Source organism: Paracoccus sp. SM22M-07 (genome assembly GCF_001887735.1).
Classification (GTDB): domain Bacteria; phylum Pseudomonadota; class Alphaproteobacteria; order Rhodobacterales; family Rhodobacteraceae; genus Paracoccus.
Genome location: NZ_JPKW01000001.1, coordinates 494,771 through 505,469, shown reverse-complemented (window position 1 = coordinate 505,469; position 10,699 = coordinate 494,771). Strand labels below are relative to the sequence as shown.

At 67.0% G+C, this 10,699-nt stretch carries 10 protein-coding genes and 1 tRNA gene; 9 read left to right on the top strand and 2 right to left on the bottom strand.

What is annotated here, in order from left to right:
• Positions 1-71: 71 nt before the first annotated feature.
• From IE00_RS02555 to IE00_RS02520, 8 genes are all read left to right on the top strand, one after another.
• Positions 72-902, top strand: coding sequence for a phosphogluconate dehydrogenase C-terminal domain-containing protein (locus IE00_RS02555; protein WP_072295656.1), 831 nt, complete (start codon positions 72-74; stop codon positions 900-902).
• Between the two features lie 67 nt (positions 903-969).
• A complete protein-coding gene (locus IE00_RS02550; protein WP_072295457.1) occupies positions 970-1,947 on the top strand; it encodes a TRAP transporter substrate-binding protein in 978 nt (325 codons plus the stop codon).
• A 62-nt stretch (positions 1,948-2,009) separates the two neighbouring features.
• Positions 2,010-2,486: a TRAP transporter small permease gene (locus IE00_RS02545; RefSeq protein ID WP_072295456.1), complete on the top strand. Its 477-nt coding sequence runs from the start codon at positions 2,010-2,012 to the stop codon at positions 2,484-2,486.
• Positions 2,483-3,760 carry a TRAP transporter large permease gene (locus IE00_RS02540; protein ID WP_072295455.1) on the top strand — a complete coding sequence of 426 codons (1,278 nt, stop codon included), beginning with the start codon at positions 2,483-2,485 and terminating at the stop codon, positions 3,758-3,760. Before IE00_RS02545 ends, IE00_RS02540 begins: the two co-directional genes overlap by 4 nt.
• Positions 3,761-3,894: 134 nt before the next feature.
• The gene (locus IE00_RS02535; RefSeq protein WP_072295454.1) at positions 3,895-4,917 is read left to right on the top strand and encodes a Gfo/Idh/MocA family protein; all 1,023 of its coding nucleotides are present in this window, start codon (positions 3,895-3,897) and stop codon (positions 4,915-4,917) included.
• Positions 4,917-6,695, top strand: coding sequence for a hypothetical protein (locus IE00_RS02530; RefSeq protein ID WP_139291281.1), 1,779 nt, complete (start codon positions 4,917-4,919; stop codon positions 6,693-6,695). The genes IE00_RS02535 and IE00_RS02530 overlap by 1 nt, the downstream gene beginning before the upstream one ends.
• A gap of 22 nt (positions 6,696-6,717) precedes the next feature.
• The gene (locus tag IE00_RS02525) at positions 6,718-7,440 is read left to right on the top strand and encodes a transcriptional regulator NanR (RefSeq protein ID WP_072295452.1); all 723 of its coding nucleotides are present in this window, start codon (positions 6,718-6,720) and stop codon (positions 7,438-7,440) included.
• A gap of 25 nt (positions 7,441-7,465) precedes the next feature.
• Positions 7,466-8,323, top strand: a complete 858-nt coding sequence (locus IE00_RS02520; protein WP_072295451.1) for an exonuclease domain-containing protein — start codon at positions 7,466-7,468, stop codon at positions 8,321-8,323.
• 8 nt (positions 8,324-8,331) lie between these two features.
• Here the strand turns inward: IE00_RS02520 and IE00_RS02515 are convergent.
• A tRNA-Gly gene (locus tag IE00_RS02515) sits at positions 8,332-8,405 on the bottom strand.
• Positions 8,391-8,903 (bottom strand): nucleoside deaminase, encoded by a 513-nt coding sequence (locus IE00_RS02510; protein ID WP_072295450.1) that lies wholly within the window; start codon positions 8,901-8,903, stop codon positions 8,391-8,393. The genes IE00_RS02515 and IE00_RS02510 overlap by 15 nt, the downstream gene beginning before the upstream one ends.
• A 118-nt stretch (positions 8,904-9,021) precedes the next feature.
• Between IE00_RS02510 and IE00_RS02505 the strand changes: the two genes are divergently transcribed.
• Positions 9,022-10,692 (top strand): pseudouridine synthase, encoded by a 1,671-nt coding sequence (locus IE00_RS02505; protein ID WP_083553985.1) that lies wholly within the window; start codon positions 9,022-9,024, stop codon positions 10,690-10,692.
• Positions 10,693-10,699: the final 7 nt, after the last annotated feature.

The window sequence follows — 10,699 nt, the reverse complement described above, 5'->3', positions numbered from 1 at the left end:
CTTGACATGATGCTATCATTATCATCTCATCATACCAGTTAAGGCAAGATCCGATTCCGATGGGGGATGACATGACGAAAGTGGCGCTGTTCGGGGCCGGGGGAAAAATGGGCGTGCGCCTGGCAACCAACCTGGCGCGCACCGATTTCCAGGTGGGCCATGTCGAGGCGAGCGAGGTCGGTCGCAATCGCCTGAAATCGGAAACCGGATTGGATTGCGTGGCGCAGGACGCGGCCCTGCAGGGGGCGGAGGTGGTGATTCTGGCCGTGCCAGACACCGTGATCGGCAAGGTCGCGGCCCAAGTGGTGCCGGTGCTGGCGCCGGGTACCATGGTCGTCGTGCTGGATGCGGCAGCGCCTTTTGCGGGCCATCTGCCGGAACGCGCCGACATCACCTATTTCGTGACCCACCCCTGTCATCCGCCCATCTTCAACGACGAATCGACGCCCGAAGGCCGCGCCGACCATTTCGGCGGCGTCGCGGCGCAACAGGGCGTCGTCAGCGCGCTGATGCAGGGGCCGCGCGACCATTACGCCCTGGGCGACCGGATCGCCCGCGCCATCTATGCCCCGGTCGCGCGCACCTATGAGGTGACGGTCAAGCAGATGGCCATGCTGGAACCGGGCCTGTCGGAAACCGTCTGCGCGTCGCTGCTGACCGTCATGCGCGAGGCGATGGACGAAACCGTGCGCCGCAGCGGCGTCAGCCACGAATGCGCCCGCGACTTTCTGCTGGGCCACATGAACATCCTGGGCGCGGTCATCTTCGAGGAACGCCAAGGCGCGTTTTCGGATGCCTGCAACAAGGCCATCGAATTCGGCGTGCCGATGCTGATGCGCGACGACTGGAAGCGCGTCTTCGAATGGGACGAGATCGAGGCCAGCATCCACCGCATCACCTGACCATTCGCCAAGGCGCCGTCGGAGGGGGGGGGCGCCGGGCACCATCACGCAAGGGAGGAACAGAAAGATGACCAGATACGCCAGCCTCGGCATTGCCATGGCCGCCATGATCACAGCGATCCCACTGGGGGTGCAGGCGCGCACGATGAACATGGCCTTCACGCCGCCCGCCGACAGCCATTACGGCGATGCGGGCCGCGCCTTCGCCGAAAAGATCGCCGAACTGTCGGATGGCGAATTCGAGATCGCCCTGCGTCCCGCAGGCGCGTTGGGCGGCGAACGCGACGTGATCGAAGGGCTGCAGATTGGCACGGTCGAGCTGACGATTTCATCCACGGGGCCCATCGGGAATTTCGTGCCTGCCGTCTATGCCCTGGATTTCCCGTTCCTGTTCAAGGATTACGACAGCGCCCACCAGGTCCTGGACGGAGAGATCGGGCAGGAGATCCTGGACCAGTTCAGCAACCACGGCCTGGTCGGCTTGGCTTGGGCCGAAAACGGGTTCCGGCACGTGACGAACTCGATCCGGCCCATCGAAACGCCCGCCGACCTGGAGGGGCTGAAGCTGCGCACCATGGAGAACGAGGTGCATATCGCCGCCTTCAAGGCCGCCGGTGCCGCCCCCACCCCCATGAGCTGGACCGAGGTCCTGACTTCGCTGCAGCAGGGCACGATCGACGGGCAGGAAAACCCCATCACCATCGTGACGGCGAACAACATGTGGGAAATCCAGGACAACATCACCCTGACGGGCCATGTCTATTCGCCCGCCGTCGTGGCGATGTCCGCGATCCATTACGACGCGCTGACCCCCGAACAGCAGGACTGGTTCCGCCAGGCCGCCCATGCCGCAGCCCAAGCATCCCGCGCCACCGTTGCCAAGAACGAGGTCGAGGGCATCGCGCAGATGAAGGAAAACGGCATGAATGTCATCGAGACCATCGACAAGGCGGCCTTCGTCAAGGCCGTCCAGCCCGCCTATGACCAATATGCCGATCAGTATTCGCCCGAACTGATCCAGCGCATCCGCGACGCGCAGCAATAAGCCTTGGCCGGGCCGGGGCGGGGCGCAGACCCCGGTCCACCCATTCACCACGGGGAACCATCATGAAACCGATCCGGTCCACGGGCGAGGTCATCGTCCGGATTGCGCATAACCTCTCGGCGCTGCTGCTGGCGGCGGCGACGGCGCTAGTCTTCTTTCAGGTCGTGACGCGCTTTGTCCTGGGCGACGCCGCCGGCTGGTCCGAGGTCTTGGCGCGCGGGCTGATCGTCTGGTCAACCCTGCTGGCAGCGGCGGCCGGTTTCCGGCTGGGCGCGATGATCCCCATCGACTTCCTGCGCAGCCTGCTGCCCGCGTCGCTTCAGATCTGGGTCATCCGGCTGGTGACGCTGCTGACGCTGGTCTTTCTGGCGATCCTCGTCTGGCAGGGCTGGGCAATGACCCTGCGCGTCCAGGCGCAGCGGGTGGCGATGTTGGGCACGTCGATGAGCCTCTTTTATGCCGCGATCCCCGCCGGAGCGATGGCCGCGATCGCGGGCGTCATCCTGCACCATCTGGACCAGGAAAGGCAGCAGCCATGAACGCCGCCCTTGCCACTGCGCTGATCGCGCTTTTTGCCCTGTCGGTTCCGGTGGCGGTCTCCATCGGGTTGGCCTCGGTCGTCGCGATCCATTTCCAGTCGAACCTGCCCCTGCTGGTCGTCCCGCAGAAGATGTTCACGGGGCTGGACAGCTTTCCGCTGATGGCGGTGCCGTTCTTCATCCTGGCGGGCGCGATCATGACCCATGGCGGGATATCGGCGCGGCTGGTCGAGCTGGTGAAATCCATGGTCGGCAACGTGCAGGGCGGGCTGGCCAGCTGCTGCGTGCTGACCTGCATGCTCTTCGCCGCGATCTCGGGGTCGTCGGTGGCGACGACATTCGCGGTGGGGTCGATCCTGATCCCGGCGATGATGCGGCACGGCTATCCGGTCGGCATGGCGGGCGCGATCCAGGCATCCTCGGCCGAGCTGGGGGTGATCATCCCGCCCTCGGTGCCGCTGATCCTCTATGCGGTCTCGACCGAGACCTCGATCACGCGGCTGTTCCTGGCGGGACTGGTGCCGGGGCTGCTGATCGCGGGCGGGCTGGTGGTGATGGTCCAGATCTGGTGCCGCATCAAGGGGCACGGCCTGCGCGACGCCGAAGGCCGCCAGCCGATTCTGCCTGCGCTGCGCCGGTCCTTCGGGGCGCTGATGATGCCGGTGATCATCGTCGGCGGCATCTATGGCGGCGTATTCACCCCGACCGAGGCCGCGGCGGTATCGGTCATCTATGCCCTGATCCTCAGCCTGTTGGTCTATCGAGAGATCGGCTGGCGCGACCTGCCGGGCATCTTCCGCGGCGCTGCCGTGTCGTCGGGTGCCATCATGCTGATCATCGCGGCAGCGGCGCTGTTCAGCTTCCTGATCAGCCTGTCGGGACTGCCCAATGCCATCGGCGATTGGGCGCAGGACAATTTCGCATCCGCCCTGACCTTCCTGCTGGGTGTGAACCTGCTGCTGCTGGTCGTCGGCATGTTCATCGAGACATCGGCCGCCATCCTGGTGCTGGCGCCGATCCTGACGCCTGTCGCCATCAGCTATGGCATCGATCCGGTGCATTTCGGCATCGTCATCGTCGTGAACCTGGCACTGGGCATGATCACGCCGCCCCTGGGGGTGAACCTGTTCGCCGCCGCCGCCGTGGCCCGCGTGCCGGTGCAGGCGTTGTTCGGGTCGCTGGTCTGGCCGATCCTGGTGGTCGTCACGCTGCTGATGGCCATCACCTATCTGCCGATGATCTCGCTGGGGCTGGGATGGTGGCTGATGCCCTGAGCGCATCATGCCATCATGCGCGTCGAAGTGACGATTCGCGGTCGGCATCTGACGGATCGGAAAGGAACGGGCGCGATGGAAACCTTGGAGGCGGGTCGCCCGGCAACCCGAAACGACCATGGAAGGGTGGACATATGCTGAAAGGGGCCTTGATCGGCTGCGGGTTCTTTGCGCAGAACCAGATGCATGCGTGGCGGATGATCGACGGCGCCCGGATCGTCGCGGTCTGCGATATGGACCGCGATCGCCGCGACCGGACCGCCAGGGATTTCGGCGTCACGCGGATCCATGACGACGCGCTGCGCATGATGGCGACCGAGGAGCTGGATTTCGTCGATATCGCCACCACCGTCGGATCGCACCGCATGCTGGTGCAGGCGGCTGCCGATGCGGGTCTGCACGTCATCTGTCAGAAGCCCTTTGCCGAAACGATGGAGGATGCCCGCGCCATGGTCGCCGCCGTCCAGGGCGCCGGACGCACGCTGATGGTGCACGAGAATTTCCGCTGGCAATCGGCCATCCGCGCTGCCATCGCCGCGCTGCAGGGCGGGGCCATCGGCACGCCGTTCTTCGGTCGGGTCAGCTTCCGGTCGGGCTTTGACGTGTTTTCGGGCCAGCCTTATCTGGCAACCGATCCGCGCTTCATCATCCAGGATCTGGGCATCCATATCCTGGACGTCGCGCGGGCGCTATTCGGGGATGTGGACCGGATTTCCGCCAGCACGCAGCGCATCAATCCCACCATCCGGGGCGAGGATGTGGCCACCATGATGCTGGACCATCAGGGCGGCGTGACATCGGTCGTCGATTGTTCCTATGCCACCCGCCGCAGTCCCGAAACCTTTCCCCAGACCCTGCTGGAGATTGACGGCGACCGGGGTACGCTGCGGCTGGATGCGTGCTATCGCCTGGTGATCCAGAACGCGGGCAGAGAGCATATCCGCGATGTCGCGCCGCCCCTGCTGCCCTGGGCCGAACGCCCGTGGCACAACATCCAGGAAAGCGTCCACCTGATTCAGGCGCATTTCGTCGACTGCCTGCGCGCGGGGACGCAGCCCGAGACGTCCGGTCATGACAACCTGAAAACGCTGGCCCTGGTCGAGGCGGCCTATGCCTCGGCCCGCGACGGGACGCGCATCGACATGGCGGGCTGGTGATGGATCTGCGCGCGATCTATGGCACCGACATACCGCCCGTGCGGGGGCGGCGGCTGGTGGCGGGCGATGCGGCCGTGACCCTGGAACGCGGCCAGTTGCGCCACCTGACCGTCGCAGGGTCCGAGGCGATCCGTGCCGTCTCGTTCCTGGTGCGCGACCGCGACTGGGGCACGGTGACACCCCGCATCGAAGATCTGGCGATCACCGAGGATGGGACCGGCTGCCACGTCACCTATCGCGCCATCCACGACATGGGCGGCGGGCAGCTGGTCGCCGACATTGCGCTGACGCTGCGCCCCGACGCGCTGGAGGCGACGGTCACCGCCCGCTGCACCGGACAGGTCTGGACCAACCGCGCGGGCTTTACCGTGCTGCATTCGATCACGGGGGTCGCGGGTGCGCCGGTGCGGGTCGAACATGCCGATGGCCGCGTGACGGATGGCCGCTTTCCCGATCTGATCGCGCCCTGGCAGCCCTTCAAGGACATCATCGGGTTGACCCACCGCGCCGGCGATGCCGTGATCACCTGCCGCTTGGACGGCGATGTCTTCGAGATGGAGGATCAGCGCCAATGGGGCGACGCCTCGTTCAAGACCTATAATCGGCCCTTGTCCCAACCCTGGCCATACCGGCCCGATCCGGTCTTTGCCCAAGGCGTGCGGGTGACATGGCAGCCCGCCACCGGCCTTGCGCCCCCGGCATGGAAACCGGCGCAGCAGCCCGGTGCATTCCCGCAGACGGCGCTGGTCCTGACCGCCAGCGATGCCGAACGGGCGGCGCGCACCCCCGCCGACCTGCGCGCCATCGGCCCGTCGCGCATCCTGTGCCATCTGGATGCCGCCAAGGGTCTGATCGGCCCCGATCTGCGCCGCTTTGCGCAACTGCAAAGGCAGTTCCCCGATCTGGCGATGGATCTGGAACTGATCGCGCGTTGTCCCGTCGATGGAGACCTGGACGGCGAATTCGCGGCCCATGCGCAGGCGGTGCGCGATGCGGGGTTGCGCGCGGCCTCGGTCATGGTCACGCCGGCGGTCGACCGGCAATCGACGCCGCCGGGATCGGATTGGCCGCCATGCCCGCCCATCCCCGACATCCATGCCGCCGCGCGCCGCGCCTTTCCGGGCCTGCCCCTGGGTGGTGGGGTGGCAAGCTTTTTCCCCGAGCTGAACCGCAAGCCCGCCCTGGCGGGGGACGCCGATTTCGTGACCCATGGGCTGTGTCCCATCGTCCATGCCGCCGACGACCTGTCGGTGGTCGAGACCCTGGAGGCGGTGCCGCATATCCTGGCCTCGGGGCGGGGGATCGCCGGGGGGCGGGACTATCGGCTGGGGCCGTCCACCATCGCCATGCGCCAGAACCCCTTTGGCAGCCGCACCATCCCCAACCCGGACCACGACCGGGTTTGCATGACCGATGACGACCCGCGCCAGGACGGCGCCTTTGCCGCCGCCTGGACCTTGGGGCTGGCGGCGGCCATCGCCGGGGCGGGGGTGACGGTCTGGACCCCGGCGGCGCTTTACGGTCCGCGCGGGCTGATCCGCGATGACGGGACGGCGCGGCCGCTGGCGGCCCTGGTGACGGCGCTTGCGGCCTGTGCGGGTCTGCGGGTGACGGATGCGGGCATCCGCAACGGTCGCGCCACGCTGACGCTGGATAGGCATCATTTCATCGCCAATCTGCACCCCGTGGCCGATGACGTGACGGGACTGGACGCCTTTGCGTGGCGTCGCGGCGCCGCTTGGGATTTGCACAGCCCGGCCGCAACGCCTAGGTCATGAGCGACGCAGCCAGGAGGCGAGGATGAAGAAGGACGCAGCCCCCACGGGCCAGGACCGGATCGTGCGGCGCAAGCTGTCCGACGAGGTCTTCGATCGCCTGCGCGCGATGATGGCCAGCGGCGAACTGCCCCCCGGCGCGCCCATGCCGTCGGAACGCGACCTGATGGAACGTTTCGGCGTCGGTCGCCCTGCCGTCCGCGAGGCGTTGCAGCACATGCACACCATGGGGCTGATCACGATCAGCCATGGCGAACGCAGCCGTGTGAACGAACTCAGCGCCGACAGCGTCCTCAGCCGGGTGGATGACGTGGCACGGATGCTGCTGTCCTCTGAACCCGAACAGCTGGAACATCTGAAGATGGCCCGGCGCATGTTCGAATGCGGGTTGGTCCGGGTGGCGGCGCAATCGGCCGGTCCCCATGACATCGCCGATCTGCGCGACATCGTCTCGCGCCAGCGCGCCGAAACGGATGACGCCGCCGCTTTCGTGACGCTGGACATGGCGTTCCACAACCGCATCGCCGCCATATCGCAGAACCCGATCCTGGTCGCGACCAGCCAGTCCCTGCTGCGCTGGCTGTTCCAGTATCACGGGATGCTGCTGCACTGGTCGGGCAAAGAGGATGTCACCCTGCATGAACACGACCAGATCGTCGACCTGCTGGAGGCGCATGACGCCGATGCCGCGGTGACGGCGATGCAGGCGCATCTGGACCGCTCGAACATGCTGTACCGGCATCACTAGGGCCGCCAGGCGAACGGAGCCGCATATGGATTTCATCGACCGCGATTATCGCTTTGTCGCCATCGACGTGGAAACGGCGAATGGCAACCGTCACAGCATCTGCCAGGTGGGCATGGCGATGGTGTCCCATGACGGCCGCGTGGACACGCATGGCTTCTTCGTGGACCCGGACGAGCCGTTCCACAGCTTCAATTCGCAGCTGCACGGCATCGATGCGGGCACGGTGCGGGGCAGCCCGCGATTTGCAGGCGCCCTGGCCCCGGTGCGGTCGTTCCTGGAACGCCACGCCTTGGTCCAGCACAGCAATTTCGACAAGATGGCCTTCGATGCCGCCTGTGCGCGGGGCAACCTTGCACCCCTGACCAGCGCCTGGTCCGACAGCGTGCGCATCGCCCGCAAGGCTTGGCCCGAGCTGCGCGGTCAGGGCGGGCATGGTCTGGGCAACCTGAAGAAGGCGCTGAACCTGAACTTCAGGCATCACGATGCCGTCGAGGATGCCTGGGCCGCCGCGCAGGTCGTCCTGCTGGCCGAAGAACGCACCGGACAGGGATTCGCGGAGCTGGGCGCGACGGCGGCCACGCGGGCGCGCTTTCCGGCGAAGGTCGGTCTGCTGGGCAATGAACAGGGGCCGTTCTTTGGCCAGTCGGTCTGCTTTACGGGGCGTCTGGGGCTGGACCGGATGCAGGCCGCGCGCCTGGCGGCGCAGGCGGGCTTCGAGGTTCGCACCGGCGTCACCAAGGCGCTGACCCTGCTGGTCGTGGGCGATCAGGACGCGGATGCGGCCATCACCACCAAGCAGCGCCGCGCGCAGGATCTGATCGCCAAGGGCGCCGACATGCGCATCCTGATCGAAACCGAATTCGGCGATCTGCTGACGATCTAGGGGGTTTTTGGAGCGGGCGGCGGGAATCGAACCCGCGTCTCTTGCTTGGAAGGCAAGGGTCTTACCATTACACAACGCCCGCGTCGGGGTGACTTATATGCGGCCCTTGCGCAGGGTTCAAGCCGCCCTGGCGGCGCGCGGCAAAGAATTCGCGCAAAATGTCGCGCGCGGCATCGGCGGCCAACCCGTCATAGACCTGCGGCCGGTGGTGGCATTGCGGATGATCGAAGACGCGCGCCCCATGCGCCACGCCCCCCATGCGCTGATCGCCCGCACCGTAATACAACCGGTTGATTCGCGACGCGGAAATCGCCGCCGCGCACATGGGGCAGGGCTCCAGCGTCACCCACAGGTCATGGCCGATCAGCCGTTCCGACCCGATGGCGGCGCAGGCGGCCCGGATGGCCAGGACCTCGGCATGGGCGGTGGGGTCCGAAAGTTCGCGGGTGCGGTTGCCGGCGGCGGCCACGACGCGGCCCTGCGGATCGGTGATGACGGCCCCCACCGGCACTTCGCCGCGCAGGGCGGCAGCGCGGGCTTGATCCAGCGCCATGGGCATGTGACTGGTGAAGATGGCCATGACATGCTTGTGGCAAGTCCCGCCGATCCGCGCAAGACGGGGAAAGAAACGCTTCCCTCGGGGCGGTTCCGGGCGTAGAAGCCCCTCTTTGCCCCGCAGAGATGCGAAGGAGACGCGCATGAGCGATCAGAACACCCCCAAGAAGAACGAACTGGCCAAGGCCGACGACACCGACCGCATCGCCAAGGTGATGGCGCGCGCGGGCGTGGCCAGCCGCCGCGAGGCCGAGCGCATGATCGTCGAAGGTCGCGTGACGGTGAACGGCAAGAAGATCGCCAGCCCCGCGCTGGACGTGAAGCCCTCGGACGTCGTTGTCGTCGATGGCAAGAAGCTGGACGAACCGCAGGAAACCCGTCTGTGGCTGTATTACAAGCCGCTTGGGTTGATCACCTCGGAATCGGACGAACTGGGTCGCCAGACGGTGTTTGATGCCCTGCCGCGCGATCTGCCGCGGGTGATGACCGTCGGTCGGCTGGATTTGAACTCCGAAGGCCTGCTGCTCTTGACCAATGACGGCGACCTGAAGCGGCGGCTGGAGCTGCCCTCGACCGGCTGGCTGCGCCGTTACCGGGTGCGCGTCAACGGCACGCCAAGCGACATGACCTTCGATCCGCTGCGTCGTGGCGTCAAGATCGAGGGCGAGGATTTCGCCCCGATGGAGATCAAGCTGGACAGCCAGCAGGGCGCGAACGCCTGGATCAGCGTCGGCATCCGCGAAGGCAAGAACCGAGAGATCCGCCGCGCCATGGCCCATGTCGGCCTGCAGGTGAATCGCCTGATCCGCATCGGTTACGGCCCCTTCAAGCTGACCGGCATGGACAAGAACGAGGTCGTCGAGGTCAAGCGCAAGGTTCTGCGCGACCAGCTGGGCGGCCTGCTGACCGGCGATGTCGAGGACAAGCCGCGCGAGATGCGCCCCCGTGGCGCCGAAAGCCGCTTTGCCCGTTCCGAGGATCGTGGCGATGCCGGCCCGCGCCGTTTCGGCGACAAGCCGGGCGGCAAGGTCTTCGGCGCGCGGTCGCGTGATGATGATCGCGGTGATCGCCCGGCCCGCAGCTGGGGCGACAAGCCCGCGCGTCAGGGTGATGGCGAACGCCCGCGTTTCCAGGGCAAGCCCGGTGGGTCGCGTCCTGAATTCGGCGACCGCGCCCGCCCCGCAGGCGACAAGCCGCGTTGGGGCAAATCCTCGGGCGACGATCGCAAACCCTATGGCAAGCCGCGCGACGGCGATGACAGCCGCTCCTCGCGCTTTGCCGGCAAGCCGGGCGGCGACCGCAAGCCCTGGGGTGCGCGTGACAATGCGGACGGCCCGAAGAAGCCCTATGCCTCGCGTGATGGCGGTGACCGCAAGCATTGGGGCGCACGTGATAATGCGGACGGCCCGAAGAAGCCCTACGCCCCGCGTGACGGCGGAGACCGCAAGCCTTGGGGCGCGCGCGACAACGCGGACGGCCCGAAGAAGCCCTACGCCCCGCGCGACGGCGGCGACCGCAAGCCTTGGGGTGCGCGCGACAATGCTGATGCCCCGAAGAAGCCCTATGCCCCGCGTGATGGCGGCGACCGCAAGCCTTGGGGTGTGCGCGACAACGCGGACGGCCTGAAGAAGCCTTACGCCCCGCGTGACGGTGGCGACCGCAAACCCTATGCTCCGCGTGGCGAAGGGGCCGGGAAGCCGCGTCCTGCCGGTGGCAAGGGCTTTGGCGGGCCGCGTGGCGATCGCCCGGCGGGCGGGGGCTTCAAGCCGGGGGGCAAGCCCGGTGGCGGCAAGCCCCGCGGACCGCGAGGCTAATTCAAAA

Excerpts from the sequence above, each read along its gene's own strand:
- IE00_RS02555 (WP_072295656.1), top strand. The coding sequence starts at position 72 with ATGACGAAAGTGGCGCTGTTCGGGGCCGGGGGAAAAATGGGCGTGCGC.
- IE00_RS02550 (WP_072295457.1), top strand. The coding sequence starts at position 970 with ATGACCAGATACGCCAGCCTCGGCATTGCCATGGCCGCCATGATCACA.
- IE00_RS02545 (WP_072295456.1), top strand. The coding sequence starts at position 2,010 with ATGAAACCGATCCGGTCCACGGGCGAGGTCATCGTCCGGATTGCGCAT.
- IE00_RS02540 (WP_072295455.1), top strand. The coding sequence starts at position 2,483 with ATGAACGCCGCCCTTGCCACTGCGCTGATCGCGCTTTTTGCCCTGTCG.
- IE00_RS02535 (WP_072295454.1), top strand. The coding sequence starts at position 3,895 with ATGCTGAAAGGGGCCTTGATCGGCTGCGGGTTCTTTGCGCAGAACCAG.
- IE00_RS02530 (WP_139291281.1), top strand. The coding sequence starts at position 4,917 with ATGGATCTGCGCGCGATCTATGGCACCGACATACCGCCCGTGCGGGGG.
- IE00_RS02525 (WP_072295452.1), top strand. The coding sequence starts at position 6,718 with ATGAAGAAGGACGCAGCCCCCACGGGCCAGGACCGGATCGTGCGGCGC.
- IE00_RS02520 (WP_072295451.1), top strand. The coding sequence starts at position 7,466 with ATGGATTTCATCGACCGCGATTATCGCTTTGTCGCCATCGACGTGGAA.
- IE00_RS02510 (WP_072295450.1), bottom strand. The coding sequence starts at position 8,903 with ATGGCCATCTTCACCAGTCACATGCCCATGGCGCTGGATCAAGCCCGC.
- IE00_RS02505 (WP_083553985.1), top strand. The coding sequence starts at position 9,022 with ATGAGCGATCAGAACACCCCCAAGAAGAACGAACTGGCCAAGGCCGAC.